The organism is Streptomyces sp. NPDC001904 (assembly GCF_040297005.1).
GTDB lineage: Bacteria > Actinomycetota > Actinomycetes > Streptomycetales > Streptomycetaceae > Streptomyces.
Genome location: NZ_JBEOYI010000002.1, coordinates 417,033 through 431,205, shown reverse-complemented (window position 1 = coordinate 431,205; position 14,173 = coordinate 417,033). Strand labels below are relative to the sequence as shown.

Genomic DNA, 14,173 nt, shown 5'->3' with positions numbered 1-14,173 from the left:
CCATGCGGCCCCGCCCGGCCGGGCAGGCGGTCCGGAGCTCGCCTGGGACACCCAGGGAGAACGACCGCACCAACCCCCTGGGAGGCACGCATGTCGTCGAAGCGACGTCGCAAGAAGAAGGCCCGCCGCAAGAACGGCGCCAACCACGGCAGCCGTCCCCAGTCCTGACGGCGGCCACAAAAAAGGCGGGGCAGCACTCCGGTGCCGCCCCGCCTTCGCCATTCCAGCACCCCTCGGGCGAGCAAAACTCGCCCCCAGGAGCGCGAGGAACTGCGCGACCAACCCCCACCGACCCACCACCCGACAAACAACCCGATAAGGGGCGCGAGGAACTGCGCAACCCACCACGACGCACCCCGCACCCGACGACACACCCCACACCCCGCACCCCCATGCACCCGTGATCCACCCCACACCCCCACTCCACCTCTAGCCTGGCGCCCCCGAAACGGCATGATGATGCGGACCATCCGCTTCCAGCAGCCCCACATGCCCCGGGAGTCCCGCTTTGCCCCGCACCCCCACCGAACCCCACGCTGAGCCGACCCCCGAGTTCAGCCTCGCGATCGTCGGTGCGGGCCCCCGAGGCACCAGCGTCCTGGAACGGCTGACGGCCTCGGCGGCGGAGCTGCTGCCGCCCGGCGCCCGGCTCACGGTCCATGTGATCGACCCGGCACCGCCGGGCGCGGGCGCGGTCTGGCGCACGGACCAGGCTCCGCAGCTGCTGATGAACACGGTCGCCTCCCAGGTGACCCTGTTCACGGACGAGAGCGTCGACTGCTCGGGCCCGATCCGCCCGGGCCCGAGCCTGTACGAGTGGGCGGCCCGCCACGACACGGGCGGCGAACCGCTCGGCCCCGACGACTATCCGTCCCGGGCCCGCTACGGCCGCTACCTGCGCTGGGTGTTCGCCGAGACGGCGGCCGCGGCCCCGCCCGGCGTCGAGGTCACCGTCCACGCCACCCGCGCCGTCCGCCTCGACGACGCCCCCGACGGCCGCCAGACCCTCACCCTCGCCGACGGCCGCACCCTCACGGGCCTGCACGCCGTCGTCCTCACCCAGGGCCACCTCCCCGTCTCCCCCACCCGGACCGAGAGCGCCCTGACCGAGTACGCCCGCAGGCACGGGCTGCGCCACGTCCCGCCCGCCAACCCGGCCGACCTCGACCTGAGCGGCGTACGCCCCGGGGAAACGGTCCTGCTGCGCGGTCTCGGCCTCAACTTCTTCGACCACATGGCCCTGTTCACGCAGGCCCGGGGCGGCCGCTACACCCGTACACCGGAGGGCGTCCTGCGCTACCTGCCGTCGGGCGACGAGCCGCGCCTGTACGCGGGTTCGCGCCGCGGCATCCCGTACCAGGCCCGCGGCGACAACGCCAAGGGCCCGTACGGACGGCACCGGCCGCTGGTCCTCACTCCCGAGTCGATCGCCCGTTTCCGCAAGAGAACCGACTCCGGCGACGCCCCGGACTTCCTCGCCGACATCTGGCCGCTGGTCGCGAAGGAGGTCGAGACGGTCTACTACGAGGCGCTGCTGAGAGCCGTCGGCCGGACCGCCCCGCACTTCCGCGACCGTTATCTGGCCACACTCCACCGCTCCCCCGGTGACCCCCAAGAGGCCGACGTCCTGCGGGAGTTCGCGATACCCGAGGCCGACCGCTGGTCCTGGGACCGGATCTCGCGCCCGCACTCGGGCCGCACCCCCGCCTCCACCGCCGACTGGCGGGACTGGCTGCTGGAGCGCCTGCGCGAGGACGCCGCCCATGCCGCGCTCGGCAATGTCGACGGCCCCGTGAAGGCCGCCCTCGACGTCCTGCGCGACCTGCGCAACGAACTGCGCCTCGTGGTCGACCACGGCGGCCTGACCGGCGCCTCGCGCCGCGACCACCTCGACCGCTGGTACACCCCGCTCAACGCGTTCCTGTCCATCGGCCCGCCGCGCCGCCGCATCGAGGAGATGACGGCCCTGATCGAGGCGGGCGTGCTGACCGTCGTCGGCCCGCACCTGGACGTCGTGCCCGAGAACGGCCGGTTCGTCGCGCACTCGCCGGACGTCCCGGGCTCGACCGTGACAGCCACCACACTCATCGAGGCCAGGCTCCCGGAACCGGACGTGCGCCGCACCACCGACGACCTGCTCGCCCGGCTGCTGAAAACCGGCCAGGCCCGCCCGCACACCGTCGACGACCACGAGACCGGCGGCCTCGACGTCACACCGCGCCCCTATCGCCTGATCAATCGTCAGGGACGAGCCCACGCAGGGCGGTTCGCGTTCGGCGTGCCCACCGAGGGGGTGCACTGGGTGACGGCGGCGGGGGCGCGCCCCGGTGTCGACTCGGTGACGCTGTCGGACGCCGACGCGGTGGCCCGGGCCGCGCTGCGCTCGACCGAAAGCAGCGAAAGGACCGAAACGGACCCCGCCGCCAAGATCATCGAGAGTCGATCATGGCCGAATGTTGAAGTTGCAAGCACAACTTAGGCACCCCTAATCTGAACCACTCCCACATCGGTGGCAACGGCGGCAACGGCGGCGCCGACCACATCGGTGAACTCGGCCGCGTCCCCAACCCCGGCCGAGGACCGACAACCGACCGAAGGAGTCCCCCATGACCGGACGTCTCAACACCGCCCAGCCCTATGCCCTCGGCCTGTTCCGCATCGTCATCGGCCTGCTCTTCACCTGCCACGGCGCCGCCGCCCTCTTCGGCGTCCTCGGCGGCGCGCAGGGCGGCGGCACCGTGGCCGCCGGCGCCTGGCCCGCCTGGTACGCGGCCGTCATCCAGCTCGTCGGCGGCGGTCTCGTGCTGATCGGCTTCGGCACCCGTATCGCGGCGTTCGTCGCGTCGGGCTCGATGGCCTACGCCTACTTCGACGTGCACCAGCCCTCGGCCCTGTGGCCGCTGCAGAACGGCGGCGAGGCCTCGGCGCTGTTCTGCTGGACGATGCTGCTGCTCGTCTTCACCGGCTCCGGCGCCCTGGGCCTCGACCGGCTGTTCTCCCGCCGCGGGACACGGACCGCGGAGACCTCCGCGCAGCGCGAGACTGTGGCGGCCTGACGACCGCGGCTCTCCGGCCCGCGCACACCGGCGCCCGCGCTCCTGTGGGAGTGCGGGCGCCGTGTCGGCTCTCAGCTCCGCGCGGGCGGCCGCCGGAGGGCTACGAGGACCGCGGGGACGGCGCGAAACCCACCGTGAGGCACGCGACCCTCGCCCCCGTCATGCCCGGCATGTCGTGCAGCACGACCGACCCCGCCCCGCCGGAGCGGAGCCCCCACGTCTTGCGCGCGACCGCCGAGCCGGCCCCCGAGGCGTCGGCGGTGAAGTCCAGCCAGACCTCGTTGCGGGCGTTGGCCTGCTTCGGGTCCACCACGTGCTGATAGTGCCCGCCCGCGGCCTTCGGATCGGCGCCGCAGGGCTTCTGGTGGACGTGGGCGCCGTACGTGTGACCGGGCACCAGCCCCGCGACGCGCAGGTCCACGGTCATGCCGGAGTCGTCGCCGAACTGCTGGACCTTGATCGACGAACCCGCGGGGACCAGCTTCTGGTCGTACGTGATCGCGGACGAGGGCACGAACGCCGTCGCCGGTGCGAACCTGCCCTGTGCCATCACCCAGTAGCAATCCCCGGTGCTTGGGCCTCCCCCGCCGCCTGCCGCCAGCACGGCCGCCGCGAGGGCGCCGGTCACCATTCCTGCCACCATCACCGCTCCTCTTCTTCGACTTCTGCGTCTGCGGTCGTTCGTACGGGAACCGAGCGCACCACACCGAGCGGAGCGCGGCACCCGGGTGAACCGGACACAGATGGGAGGGTCCGGCGTGAGATGAGGAACATCTGTGCCACTTTCGGCACTTCCGCCACACCTGACGCGTACGCTGTACAGCTGACATGTAGCCGCTCCTGTGTGCTCCCTCGTGGAGGGAACGGCCGTAGAACGGCTCGTACAGGGAGTTGGCGCGCAGTGCTGGAGAGTGTGGGGTCGCTGGCCGACAGCCCATGGATCTACGTGGTCGTGGCGCTCTCCGTGCTCTTCGACGTCTTCCTGCCCGTGCTGCCGAGCGGTTTCCTCGTGGTGACGGCGGCCACGGCGGCCGCGGCCGGGACGGCGGGCGCCGCCACGGGCCAGATGCCGAGCAGCACCCCCGAACTGCTGGCCCTCACGCTCTGTGCCGCGACGGCCTCGGTCCTCGGTGACCTCGTCGCCTACCGTCTCGCCTGGCGCGGCGGGGAGCGCCTGGACCGCGCCATCGCCCGCTCCCGCCGCCTGACGACGGCGCAGGAACGTCTCGGCGGAGCGCTCGCCCGGTCCAGCGGCGGGCTCCTCGTGATCATCGCCCGATTCGCGCCGGCGGGCCGTTCGATCGTCTCGTTCGCGGCGGGCACGGCGCATCGCCGGGTCCGCGAGTTCCTGCCCTGGTCGGCGCTGGCGGGCGTGGCCTGGGCCGCGTACAGCGTGGCGCTCGGCTACTTCGGCGCGCAGTGGCTCGGCGCGAGCTGGCTGTCCACGGGCGTGTCGGTGCTCGCCCTGATCGGCGCGGGCACGGTGGCGGCGTACGTGATGCGCCGCCCGGTCCCTCAGGAAGCCTGAGCCTTCGCGGAACCCCGCACCTCAAGGCCGTCGAGCAGCTCGGCGGTGGCGCGGGCGATCTCGTCGACGGCCCGTTCGAACACCTCGCGGTTGTGCGCGGCGGGCGCCCGGAACCCGGACACCTTCCGTACGTACTGCAAGGCTGCGGCCCGGATCTCGTCCTCGGTGGCCTCTTCGGGGAGCACGGGCGGGCGGAGGGTCTTGATGCTGCGGCACATGATTCCAGTCTGCCGCGATCCGGCCACTCGGCCACACGTTCGCGTGAACTCCCCGGCGAATGCCCGGAAGTGGCTCGCCCCGCAAATTCGAACAGACGTACCATTGCCGGGTGGCAGCGAACGATGACACCGACGACTCCACCCGCACTCAAGGCTTCCCCGGCGACCTCGTCGCCGGGCAGGAGGAACTGCACCAGGTGCGCGCGGAGCTGATGGCCCTGCTCAAGCGGCTCCCCTGGTCGGTCGAGCCGGTCGACGCGATCAGCGACACCCAGGGCTGGCGCAAGCTGGAGCGCCCGGCGTCCCCCGGCTGGACCGAGGACGAGCAGGCGGCGGTCGAGAAGCTCCGGCAGCGCGAGCTGGAGCTGGCCGTCTTCGTGACCTGCCACCGCCACTGGTCCGCCCTGACCGGCACCGACGCGGTCCAGGCCCGGGCCCGCCTGAAGCACGTGCACGACCCGGCCCCCGGGACCGGGGAGTGAGCATTCCCGGAGGCGGGGGCGGGGTGCGGGAGGTCAGCGGCTGCGACGCGAGGTGATGAACCAGGCGACGGCGGCGATGACGATCAGAACGATCAATATCTTCATGTTGTACGTCTGCCCGCCGCGCGGCACCTCACGCTCCCGGGCCGCCGAGGCGTCAGCATGTTGCCGCGAAGCCCGGGAATCTGGTGTGCATGACCCCTGCCATCCGCACCGCCCGCGCCCTCACCGCCCTCGCTCTCCTCGCCCTGTCCTCCGCGGTCTATCTGGCCGTCACGGGCGGCGTGGGGTGGGCCGCCGCCCTCGCCTACGTCACGGCGCTGCTCGCCTACTGCGCCCAGCGGTCCCGCGCGGACCACCACCGCATCCTCGCCGTCCACGACAGAGCCAGGCGCCTCGCCGCGGGCGAACTGATCGAGGACGACCTCCCCTGCTGCCGCCTGTGGGACCTGTCCGACGGCGAGGTCCACGGCCCCGGCTGTCTGCGCCCCCACGACCCGGACTCCGAACTCCAGGAGGCGTGTTGCCCGGACGCCTTCGTCTCTCGCGGCCTGACCCACACGGAGCGGTGCGGGACGGCGTCGGCGCGGGTCGACGCGGCCTGACACCCACCCTCTGCTCCTCAGCACTCCTCCGGTACTCCTCCGGAAAGGTGTTCTGGTGCGGCCCCCTATCCCTCCGCGTGGGGAGGGTGCCGAGCGGTCTGCCGGAGTTGCTTCTCCACGCCGAACGGGTCGAGGCCGTTCTCCTCGGCGTACCTGGTGACGGCTTCCTGCACGCGAGCCGCGGCTTCGAACCAGAGGTTCCGCTGCCGCTCGCGGTCGCCGTCGTCGAGATGCTCGATCTTGCGGCCTTCTTCGTCGGCCGCGCGCTGCAATTCGATCAAATTGTCAGGAAGATCCACGAGGTGATCCTAGGCAGTTCCCCGCCGCGAGCCCGGACAGGCGCGACCCTCGGGACCTCCGAGCGCCGGGCGGCGGGACGCTCAGGGGCCGGCATCCGGGGTCAGCGACGCCGCTCGTCCGGCATCGCGTCGCGCCGCAGCCGGAGCCGGGCGGCGTTCGCGACGACCCCCATGAGGAGCGCGAGCAGGAACTGCCAGACGGCCCGTACGGGCTCACCGATCGCCAGCGACACGACCGCCAGGCAGACGGCGATGACGGCAAGGACCGGACAGACCCACACGAGGAACCGGTCGACGGACCGGACCACCGCCCTGTTCTCCGAAGCCACCACATGTCTTCGCATGGCCGACGAGTGCCCCTGGTCCGCCGGTCCATGTCGACCGGACGGGACACGACCGGGACGGGACGGGGCCGGGGCCGGACAAGGCGGCCGGGGTCACCTCTCGTCGTCCCTGGCCCGGCGCCGCATCCACACGCAGAACACCAGCCCGGCCACCACACCCCACGCCACACCGAGCCCCAGTCCCGCCGGCCAGGACAGATCGAGCACCATCCCCATCAGCGCGCCCCAGAAGAGGCCGACGCCGACCCATAACCCAGTCACCTTCAGCCACAACATGCCACCCGAGTACCCGCGAAGGGCCGACGGACGACCCCGCGCCGCGGGACTGGGCGCTCCTCTTCCCTTCGGGCGAGGACAGAGATACTTTCACTCTGCACGGGTCGCCGGGGGCGGCCCACGGCAGAACGGGGCGGAAACATGACCATCATGATCGTCGCGCTGGTCGCGGTTGTGGCCACGATCGCCATCTGTCTGCTCGTACTGCGACGCCGAGGCGGCTCGGGCGAGCGCGGAGCGGCCGAACGCGGCATGGCGCAGCACGAGTTGGCACGCGCACTGGGCAACGCGAGCATCCCCGGCCAGGCCCTCGGCCCGTCGTCCTGAGCACTCCCCGGGCGGCCGGCGAGCGCCGCCTGGTCAAACGCGTCCTCCCCCGGCGGAGCACCGCATCACCGACGCCCGGCTCAGGCGTCTTGAGTCCGCCGCCGCTCCTGTCGCGCCTCTCGACGTCGCTCACCGGCTCGGCGAGCCTTGTCCATCAGCGAATCCCTGGCCCACCACCACAGCAGCACCACCGGGGTGAAGAGCAGGGAGATCAAGAACGCCTTCCCCCACCCCTCCGGGTGACGCGCACCAAACCGGAGATACAGCACTCCGGCCACGTACAGGGCCAGTGCGACGAGGGCGTACCTCGCAGGCTTCGGGAGAGTCATAGAACCCCAACTACCCGCATCCATACGGGACATGGATGAACTCGGCACAATGCGCACCGGACATCACCGCGGGTGTCGCAGCGCCGAGAGGGACCCCTTGCAGGCACACCCGAGCGTGGCCAGAGTCTGACCTCATGATCGCTCAGATAGTGACGCTCGCAGGTGTCCTCGTCGGCGCACTGACCTCATTCCTGGCGACGAGCATGGCCGAGCGCACCAGACATCGACGAGCCATGACCACTCGCTGGGACGAGCGCAAGCTCGACACATGCATCGAGTACGCAACGTGCGTGAAGGAGATATCCAGCACGGCCAAGCGAGCCAGTCAGGCCCCCATGGGAACGGATGAAAGACGAGAACTTCTCGCCGCGATGGAGGCCGCGGAGCTGAGGAGAAGCGTGCTGTTCGAGACGCTCGTCCTCCTGGCGTCGTCAGGCGTGGTCAACGCCGCGCATGAAGTGAACCGTGCCCTGTGGCAGCTGCTGCGCGTGGCCCGCGCAGGCGAGAATGCCCCTGCCGAGGACGGGCTCATAGGACTCCTGAACCGGTACCACGAGCAGGCCCGAGCTGACCTCGGCGTTCTCGGCACCTTCTGACGCAGTCAGCGGTGAGAATCCGCCCGCGCGCAGTGGCCCGCCGACCACTCGTTCAGGATGGCGGGTCCACGAGTGTCAGGGCGCTCGCCGCACCTCCAGGGCGTGAGCACGGAGCTGCACAATCGAAGGACGTCCCGCCATCGTCAGCAGGTACTGCAGCGCCGAGGTGGGCCGCATGTACGACGTACCGGGCTACGAGCACGTGCTCTCGGCCAGGCCGCAGCTGCTGTTCGAGACGCCCCAGAGCAGCAGGCCGCCGACGAGGACCGCGCTCGTGATCGTTCATGACCTCGCCACCCTCGCCCCGCAGGTCATCGGCCGCGCCATCCTCACCGCCGCAGCCACCACCGGAGCCGTGGCCACCCTGTTCGCGCTCGCCGTGTTCCTCATCGCCAGCGCCATCACGGGCATGTGGCGGCAGCCACGCACCGCCGTACCCGCACCGACCGACGAGTACAACAAGGCCGCCTGCCATGTCCGGCCCCCTCTGCGTCGCGCTGGTCGTCTGGCCTGTCGCCTCCGCGCTCCTGCTGACCATCCGGTGGGCAGGGCGCACCCTCTACCGCTGGTTCATACGCCACAACGCCACCTCGAGCACCACCACCATCACGACCGCCAACTACCCCGAACGACGCCCCGACGACACCCGCACTCCGCACCGCCCGCCTCTGCTGCGCCGCCGCTGCCGCACTCGCAGCGTCGCGCTCCACCTCGGCATCACCGCCAGTCCCTGGCTCACCGTCGCCGGTCTGTACGTCGCCGCGTTCCTCGCCTGGTGCGCCGCGCGGTAGTACGCGATCCATCGCCGGATCCTCGCCCAGCCGTACACCGAACTCAGCTCCGACTGCCGCACAAACGGCTTCGTGAGTCGCGGCGCCACTCACGACCTGAACTACCGGCAGAATGTCGCTTTTTTGGCCACAGGTGACTCCCCCTTCGGGGCTCTTTGGTATTCGCCTGCCAGTGGGCGCCTTGCAATGAATGGCAATTCCCCTGACCCGCTCAGATTGTCCTGCTGCGCAATCCAATTGGTGTCACCCTGAATGAAGACAGCGCTAACGAGGTACGCCCTGCTATTTTTGGGGACGTCGATCTTTCCAGACCACACAGTACAAGGTGGCATTACGCCGAGCTGCCTGAGGGCACTGTAAGGCGCTCTGCGCACCTTGTTGTCTTGAACGCGATAGGTGAGGCTCATATATACGCTGTCAAGGTTCCGATTTGTGATGGCCCATGTCACCTCATCCGTCAGAAGCGTGATGCGGCTAGCGAACCTTGCCTCCTTGTCTTCCTCGTCCTGCTTTTGAGAGCTGCGTTGGTTCTGATATGTGGCCACGGCGACATAAGTGGATGCAACAGCGGTGACTACCGTCAGAATTGCAGCCACGCCTGCCAGGAATGTTCCCCAGGCGGATAGACGACCGTGTCGGTCCTCGGGGGGCCTCGCAGGCTCTGAGATCGTCGGTACTGCGCCTGACCCGGGGGCAGGTCCCGGCTCGGGATCAGGCTCGGGTGGTGCCTCAGGCTCGGGCTCGGGTGCCGGCTCAGATCGTGGGTCTGTTTCCGGCGGCGGTTCAGCAGTCATGTGCCCCCCCTCTCAGGAGGAGTTGCCTACCCGCCTCGCGTGCCTCTTGACACGTTCACAGCCGTCGGATTCGGCAGCTGGAGGACGCGCAGGCTGATGAGCGTGAGTGGATCGGAGCGGTACCCCAGTACATGCCCGTCCTCAAGTCGACGCTCCGGGAGCTGGGCGGGGCGCTCCACGAGCCTGCCCCGCACGACGCGAACCTGATCGACCACTGAGCGGCAGCGGCCCCCACCGCCTTCGGGTGGTGGGGGCCCGTTTCTTCATGCCGAGCCAGGAGCTTCGGTCAGATCAAGGGCCACGCGTTGCAGGCACTGCCAGGGCGACGAGTTGAAAACTGCGGAGGCTCGGCCCCATCCGCATAAACTCCGGCTGCGACGCGTGAACGCCCTCCCCATCGACGCCAGCGGCGGCCTCGGCTTTGCCAGGCACGTGCGGCACCTTCCGGAGGCGAAGACAAATGGCTTCACGGGAAGAGTGCTCCGACTCGGTCGGTGGCGGTTACTGGCAGAATGATGCCTTCCTAGCAGCAGGCAGACTTCTATCGCCCGGATAGACAGATTCCAATGGGAGGAGTGGGCCGCTCACGAACTGCTGCTCACCCGCCCTATAGACTCCACCCAGTGCAGTTCTCCAGAACTTCCCGTCCGCGATAAATCTGGCGGCTATGTAGTCCAATTGGCCACCTTTGGGAGGCTGTACCGTCTGCGACCAGACAGTACAGGGAGGCATGACGCCCAACGCCTTACTGTAGTGTCGAATCTCTGGTGGATTCATTTTTTCCAGCACGACAACATACTCGATGGTCACATCCTGAACAATGTCAAGATTCCGATTGGCGATCGTCCACCTTCCCTCATCGGTCAGTAGCGTGACCCTACGGACATACCTGTCTATCTTTTCGGCGTCTTTCTTTTCTTCGGCCTTGCGCTGGTCTTTGCGTGTAATCGCCGCGGCCTCACGTTGGTCTTCATATGTAGCCACCGCAACATAGGTGGACCCCACGGCGGTGATCAGCCCTAAGAGCGCGGCCAGGCCAGCAAGGAATGCCCCTGAGGCTGATAGCCACCCCTGCCGTCGCACATGTGCCCGTTCAGGCTCCGGCACGGGTGCTGGCGTCGGCTGGGGCTCGGGCGTCGACACGGGCTCGGGCGTCGGCACGGGCCGGGGCTCTGGCGGTGGTTCAACTGACATGTGGTCCCCCTCGTGCGCAGTGGCCTACCCCCGTTGTCACCTCCGTGACACGTCCTGAACTCAGTTACTCCGGGGTCTTGTGCGCCCACCGGTGGCAGGGGCCGGCGTCCCAACCGCCGGCCCTCTCTGTGTGGGTGCCTACTCGCTGCGAACGACATGCCGGTCTGCCCGGCACACTCATCCGACGGTGCGCCGCCGATAGCGATGGCCCTGGATCCGCAGCACCGCCAGCACGAAATGCGCCTCGACCCCCATCGCCTTCGGGCGGTGGGAAGCGTTTCGTCATGCCTCGATCGCGTCGAGGGCCTGCTCGGTGTCGGCCAGGCCGTCCAGCACAGTCTCGGCACCAGAACCAATCGGCCACGCGTACAGAAGAGGCCCCCGGCGTGATCACACCGGGGGCCTCTGACCTGCTACTTAACTACGGTGGGCGCGGACGGTTTCGAACCGCCGACATCCTGCTTGTAAGGCAGGCGCTCTACCCCTGAGCTACGCACCCGGACCCCTGGCACTGCGACCAGGGTGAGCCGACAGCCTACCTTGCCGATGGGCCTGCACCGCAAACACCTATGCCACCACCAGCTGTCAGCCGCGCCCCGGACGGAAAAGTCACACGGCGAACCGCGAACTAACCGACCCGTGTGTTCGTCATTAACCGGTGGGACAATGAAGACCGGGCAGGGCTGATGACGGCACAGGCAGCGCGGGAGAGTTAGTGACGACGGCGACGGACGAGCGCCCCGGCGAGACGCGGGACGCTGCTGTTCAGCGACCGCGCGCCCAGCATCCGCGGCTCCGGCGGCAGCGCCGCGGGGTACGACGCGCCGGCCCCCTGCGCGATCTCCTCGTCCTCACGCTGCTCCCCGTGCCGGTCCTCACCGCGGTGCTCGGCGGAGCTTTCAGCGCGGGCGGCACCCGCAAGTGGTTCGGCGGCCGCTCCGAGACCCAGCGCGCCCAGGCCCAGGAGGCCAAGGACGCCGCGGCCGCCGCCTTCTACGAGCTGGACACCGCCCAGCGCGACCTGCGCATCTCGATAGAGACGATCACCGCGGTCGACGACTCCCCCGCCGCCCGCAAGGCCGTCGGCGACTTCCAGCAGCTCGGCACCCGGATCGACGAGGTCAGCGCGCAGTACATCACCGCCGTCGACGCCCACGACCTGGACCGCGACGACCTCGACGCGGGCACGGCCTCCCGCGCCCGGAGCGAACTGACAGCGGCCAAGGACCAGTTGACCCGCACCAAGCAGGACCTGGACCGGTTCGCGCAGGGCCTCGGTCCACTGCTCGGCAAGGCCGAGACCCAGCTCGCCCGCCTCGCCCCCGCGGTGGAGCGGGCCCGGCAGGCGCTGCTCGCCGCGACGACCGCACTGGACGGCGTACGGCAGGCGGGGCTGAAGGCCGACGACCTCGCCGCGCGGCTCGCCCGCCTCGGCCCGGACCTGACGCGGCTGAACCAGGGGGCGGGCCAGCACGGCGTGCCCGAGACACTGGAGCGTGCGGAGCGCGTCGCGCGGGATGCCGAGACGATCCGCGTGGAGGCCGAGCGCCTTCCGGAGAAGGCCGCGGAGATCGACCACCGGCTCGTGTCGCTCCGGACCCGGGCGCAGGCCCTGACCACGCGCGCGGGCCAGGTCGAGCCGGTCCTGAGCGAGCTGCGGCGCCGGTTCTCCGCCGCCTGCTGGCAGGACCTCCAGCGCGTACCGGACCTCGCGGGGGAGAACGTGCGGCAGGCCGAGACCAAGCTCGCCGAGGCCCGCACGGCCCGCGACGAGCAGCGCTGGCCCGACGCGACGGCCCTGCTGTCCACCGTCCGCGCCCTGCTGAACAGCACCGACGAGTCGGTCTCCGCCGCCTCCGACCGCCTCCAGCGGCTGAACGCGGTGGCGAAGGACCCGCAGCAGGAGATCGACCGCACCCGGTTCGCGATCCGGGACGCCCAGCGCCTGGCGATGACCGGCCGGGCCACGCCCGAGCCGCGCCACGCCCGCCCGCTCGACGACTCGGTGGCCCGCCTCGGCCGCGCCGTCGAGGGCCTGGAGGGCCGCCACCCCGACTACTGGCACTTCCTCACCGAGACGGAGGCCGTGCGGCAGACCGTGGCCCGGGTCGTCTCCCAGATCCGCGAGGAGCGCGGCGGCGCCTGACGGCGCGGGCTGGCGTTCGCCGCCCGCCGGGCGGACCCTGGAGATACGTACCGCGGTCGCGCTACTCACCAGGGGGGCGACGAGCGAGGAGGCGAGGCTTTCATGGCCACGCACGTACTCCACCCGGGATCCCGGCGCCGTGTCACGCTCGACGAGCATCTCCCTCTTGATCACCGGCTGAGCACGGTGTACCGCGTCGGCGCGGGCCTGATGGGCCTGGTGCTGCTGGTGTTCGGCATCCTCGGGTTCATCGACAAGATCGGCTTCTTCGACACCCGCGGCGACACGGTCGCGGGCCTGAACACCAACGGTGCGCTCAGCGTCCTGTCCGTGTGCGCGGGCCTGCTGCTCATCGGCGGGATGCTGGCCGGCGGCGCCGTCGCCTCGACGCTCAACATGACCCTGGGCGTCCTGTTCATCCTCAGCGGCTTCGTGAACCTCGCGCTCCTGGACACCCGCTACAACTTCCTCGCCTTCCGCCTCCAGAACGTCCTGTTCAGCTTCGCCGTCGGACTGCTGCTGATGATCTTCGGGATGTACGGGAGGGTCAGCGGCGGCCTGCCGCACGACAACCCGTACTGGAAGGCCCGCCACGCGCGCTGACCGTGCTGGCTAGTCTTGGCCCATGCCTCGCTACGAGTACCGCTGCCGCTCCTGCGGCGACACGTTCGAACTGTCCCGCCCGATGGCCGAGTCGGCGTCGCCGGCCACCTGCCCGGCGGGCCATCCCGACACGGTCAAACTCCTGTCGACGATCTCGGTGGCCGGCACCGCGTCGCCGTCCGCGGCGGCCCCGTCGGCGGGCGGTGGCGGAGGGGGTTGCTGCGGGGGCGGCTGCTGCGGCTGACCTCCGGTCGGCGATCAGTTTCCGCGCGCGGGCCAGCCCATGTCGGGTTGTCGGTCGGCTGACGGCCGGTGGCCGCTTCTCGCGCAGTTCCCCGCGCCCCTGAGGCATGCGCTGCGCGCAGCCTCCCCACCCGAGGGCCGGAGACCTGCCGCGCCTCTCCGAAGAGCCGCCGCACCAGGTGCGCCTCTGTTGATGAGATGCCGCACGAAGTGCACATCTCAGGGGCGCGGGGAACTGCGCAAGACGCGGCCACCGGCCCGCGCACGAAGAACCACCCAGGGGCGCGGGGAACTGCGCAAGACGCGGCCACCGACCCGCACCCGACCAAGCCGCAGCGCAAC

At 70.2% G+C, this 14,173-nt stretch carries 18 protein-coding genes and 1 tRNA gene; 12 read left to right on the top strand and 7 right to left on the bottom strand.

Going from position 1 to position 14,173, the window contains the following annotated elements; translation table 11 throughout:
* Window positions 1–90: 90 nt before the first annotated feature.
* From ABT127_RS39305 to ABT127_RS04450, 3 genes are all read left to right on the top strand, one after another.
* A complete protein-coding gene (locus ABT127_RS39305; RefSeq protein ID WP_370443954.1) occupies window positions 91–168 on the top strand; it encodes a 50S ribosomal protein bL37 in 78 nt (25 codons plus the stop codon).
* Window positions 169–508: 340 nt separating this feature from the next.
* Complete coding sequence (locus ABT127_RS04455) at window positions 509–2,479, top strand: FAD/NAD(P)-binding protein (RefSeq protein WP_351444434.1); 1,971 nt, start codon at window positions 509–511, stop codon at window positions 2,477–2,479.
* Window positions 2,480–2,606: 127 nt separating this feature from the next.
* Window positions 2,607–3,056, top strand: coding sequence for a DoxX family protein (locus ABT127_RS04450; RefSeq protein WP_351444433.1), 450 nt, complete (start codon window positions 2,607–2,609; stop codon window positions 3,054–3,056).
* A 100-nt stretch (window positions 3,057–3,156) separates the two neighbouring features.
* Here ABT127_RS04450 and ABT127_RS04445 read toward each other — a convergent pair whose 3' ends face one another.
* Window positions 3,157–3,699, bottom strand: a complete 543-nt coding sequence (locus ABT127_RS04445; protein ID WP_351444432.1) for a superoxide dismutase family protein — start codon at window positions 3,697–3,699, stop codon at window positions 3,157–3,159.
* Window positions 3,700–3,957: 258 nt separating this feature from the next.
* Here ABT127_RS04445 and ABT127_RS04440 point away from each other — a divergent pair, with 258 nt between their 5' ends.
* Window positions 3,958–4,584, top strand: coding sequence for a DedA family protein (locus tag ABT127_RS04440; protein WP_351444431.1), 627 nt, complete (start codon window positions 3,958–3,960; stop codon window positions 4,582–4,584).
* Here the strand turns inward: ABT127_RS04440 and ABT127_RS04435 are convergent.
* Window positions 4,572–4,802: a DUF2277 domain-containing protein gene (locus ABT127_RS04435; RefSeq protein WP_018530860.1), complete on the bottom strand. Its 231-nt coding sequence runs from the start codon at window positions 4,800–4,802 to the stop codon at window positions 4,572–4,574. The genes ABT127_RS04440 and ABT127_RS04435 overlap by 13 nt on opposite strands.
* A gap of 110 nt (window positions 4,803–4,912) precedes the next feature.
* Here ABT127_RS04435 and ABT127_RS04430 point away from each other — a divergent pair, with 110 nt between their 5' ends.
* The gene (locus tag ABT127_RS04430) at window positions 4,913–5,284 is read left to right on the top strand and encodes a DUF8825 domain-containing protein (RefSeq protein WP_351444430.1); all 372 of its coding nucleotides are present in this window, start codon (window positions 4,913–4,915) and stop codon (window positions 5,282–5,284) included.
* Window positions 5,285–5,478: 194 nt separating this feature from the next.
* Window positions 5,479–5,889 (top strand): hypothetical protein, encoded by a 411-nt coding sequence (locus tag ABT127_RS04425; RefSeq protein WP_351444428.1) that lies wholly within the window; start codon window positions 5,479–5,481, stop codon window positions 5,887–5,889.
* Window positions 5,890–5,954: 65 nt separating this feature from the next.
* On the opposite strand, the gene ABT127_RS04420 is transcribed toward ABT127_RS04425, so the two are convergent.
* The 3 genes from ABT127_RS04420 to ABT127_RS04410 all read right to left on the bottom strand — a co-directional run bounded on the left by ABT127_RS04420 (window position 5,955) and on the right by ABT127_RS04410 (window position 6,808).
* Window positions 5,955–6,188, bottom strand: coding sequence for a hypothetical protein (locus tag ABT127_RS04420; RefSeq protein ID WP_351444427.1), 234 nt, complete (start codon window positions 6,186–6,188; stop codon window positions 5,955–5,957).
* 101 nt (window positions 6,189–6,289) lie between these two features.
* Window positions 6,290–6,517, bottom strand: coding sequence for a hypothetical protein (locus ABT127_RS04415; protein ID WP_351444426.1), 228 nt, complete (start codon window positions 6,515–6,517; stop codon window positions 6,290–6,292).
* Window positions 6,518–6,625: 108 nt separating this feature from the next.
* On the bottom strand, window positions 6,626–6,808 hold the full coding sequence (locus tag ABT127_RS04410) for a hypothetical protein (protein WP_351444425.1): 183 nt from the start codon (window positions 6,806–6,808) through the stop codon (window positions 6,626–6,628).
* A 141-nt stretch (window positions 6,809–6,949) separates the two neighbouring features.
* Here ABT127_RS04410 and ABT127_RS04405 point away from each other — a divergent pair, with 141 nt between their 5' ends.
* The 3 genes from ABT127_RS04405 to ABT127_RS04395 all read left to right on the top strand — a co-directional run bounded on the left by ABT127_RS04405 (window position 6,950) and on the right by ABT127_RS04395 (window position 8,851).
* The gene (locus ABT127_RS04405; RefSeq protein WP_351444424.1) at window positions 6,950–7,135 is read left to right on the top strand and encodes a hypothetical protein; all 186 of its coding nucleotides are present in this window, start codon (window positions 6,950–6,952) and stop codon (window positions 7,133–7,135) included.
* Window positions 7,136–7,598: 463 nt separating this feature from the next.
* Window positions 7,599–8,060: a hypothetical protein gene (locus tag ABT127_RS04400; protein WP_351444422.1), complete on the top strand. Its 462-nt coding sequence runs from the start codon at window positions 7,599–7,601 to the stop codon at window positions 8,058–8,060.
* A gap of 473 nt (window positions 8,061–8,533) precedes the next feature.
* A complete protein-coding gene (locus ABT127_RS04395) occupies window positions 8,534–8,851 on the top strand; it encodes a hypothetical protein (RefSeq protein ID WP_351444421.1) in 318 nt (105 codons plus the stop codon).
* Window positions 8,852–10,146: 1,295 nt separating this feature from the next.
* Here the strand turns inward: ABT127_RS04395 and ABT127_RS04390 are convergent.
* Entirely contained in the window at window positions 10,147–10,788 is a 642-nt protein-coding gene (locus ABT127_RS04390) for a hypothetical protein (protein ID WP_351444420.1), read from the bottom strand.
* A gap of 478 nt (window positions 10,789–11,266) precedes the next feature.
* Window positions 11,267–11,338, bottom strand: a tRNA-Val gene (locus tag ABT127_RS04385).
* A 216-nt stretch (window positions 11,339–11,554) separates the two neighbouring features.
* On the opposite strand from ABT127_RS04385, the gene ABT127_RS04380 reads away from it, so the two are divergent.
* From ABT127_RS04380 to ABT127_RS04370, 3 genes are all read left to right on the top strand, one after another.
* Window positions 11,555–12,985 (top strand): hypothetical protein, encoded by a 1,431-nt coding sequence (locus ABT127_RS04380; RefSeq protein ID WP_502971628.1) that lies wholly within the window; start codon window positions 11,555–11,557, stop codon window positions 12,983–12,985.
* 102 nt (window positions 12,986–13,087) lie between these two features.
* Window positions 13,088–13,588, top strand: coding sequence for a DUF4383 domain-containing protein (locus ABT127_RS04375; protein WP_351444419.1), 501 nt, complete (start codon window positions 13,088–13,090; stop codon window positions 13,586–13,588).
* Window positions 13,589–13,610: 22 nt separating this feature from the next.
* Window positions 13,611–13,832: an FmdB family zinc ribbon protein gene (locus ABT127_RS04370; RefSeq protein ID WP_351444418.1), complete on the top strand. Its 222-nt coding sequence runs from the start codon at window positions 13,611–13,613 to the stop codon at window positions 13,830–13,832.
* Window positions 13,833–14,173: the final 341 nt, after the last annotated feature.

Bases quoted from the DNA above. Each gene is read 5' to 3' on its own strand.
- ABT127_RS39305 (WP_370443954.1), top strand. From the start codon at position 91: ATGTCGTCGAAGCGACGTCGCAAGAAGAAGGCCCGCCGCAAGAACGGC.
- ABT127_RS04450 (WP_351444433.1), top strand. From the start codon at position 2,607: ATGACCGGACGTCTCAACACCGCCCAGCCCTATGCCCTCGGCCTGTTC.
- ABT127_RS04445 (WP_351444432.1), bottom strand. From the start codon at position 3,699: ATGGTGGCAGGAATGGTGACCGGCGCCCTCGCGGCGGCCGTGCTGGCG.
- ABT127_RS04435 (WP_018530860.1), bottom strand. From the start codon at position 4,802: ATGTGCCGCAGCATCAAGACCCTCCGCCCGCCCGTGCTCCCCGAAGAG.
- ABT127_RS04425 (WP_351444428.1), top strand. From the start codon at position 5,479: ATGACCCCTGCCATCCGCACCGCCCGCGCCCTCACCGCCCTCGCTCTC.
- ABT127_RS04410 (WP_351444425.1), bottom strand. From the start codon at position 6,808: ATGTTGTGGCTGAAGGTGACTGGGTTATGGGTCGGCGTCGGCCTCTTC.
- ABT127_RS04405 (WP_351444424.1), top strand. From the start codon at position 6,950: ATGACCATCATGATCGTCGCGCTGGTCGCGGTTGTGGCCACGATCGCC.
- ABT127_RS04400 (WP_351444422.1), top strand. From the start codon at position 7,599: ATGATCGCTCAGATAGTGACGCTCGCAGGTGTCCTCGTCGGCGCACTG.
- ABT127_RS04395 (WP_351444421.1), top strand. From the start codon at position 8,534: ATGTCCGGCCCCCTCTGCGTCGCGCTGGTCGTCTGGCCTGTCGCCTCC.
- ABT127_RS04375 (WP_351444419.1), top strand. From the start codon at position 13,088: ATGGCCACGCACGTACTCCACCCGGGATCCCGGCGCCGTGTCACGCTC.
- ABT127_RS04370 (WP_351444418.1), top strand. From the start codon at position 13,611: ATGCCTCGCTACGAGTACCGCTGCCGCTCCTGCGGCGACACGTTCGAA.